Annotated in this window: 1 pseudogene; it reads right to left on the bottom strand. The window is 68.5% G+C overall.

Annotated elements, in window-relative coordinates:
- Window positions 1–273: pseudogene (locus SM753_RS20590) on the bottom strand (DNA topoisomerase IV subunit B); the annotation flags it as partial.

Raw genomic sequence — 273 nt, 5'->3', positions numbered from 1 at the left:
CGAGCGTGATGGCGACCCCGGAGTTCAGGAACGCGAGCTCGCGGAGACGGTTCGCGAGCGTCGAGAACTTGTACTCGGTCGCGTCGAAGATGTCCGTGTCCGGCCAGAACCGGATGCTCGTCCCGTTCTCCTCGCCGTCGCGCATGTCGCGGACGCGCTCCATGTCGCCCTGCGGTTCGCCGCGCTCGAACGCGTGCGTCCACACCGCACCCTCGCGCTTGACCTCCACCTCGAGGCGCATGGCGTGAGCGTCGTGAACGCCCTCGCCATGCG

The organism is Halostella sp. PRR32 (assembly GCF_034808085.1).
GTDB classification, from domain to species: domain Archaea; phylum Halobacteriota; class Halobacteria; order Halobacteriales; family Natronoarchaeaceae; genus Halostella; species Halostella pelagica.
This window is presented reverse-complemented; position numbering and strand designations above follow the sequence as displayed.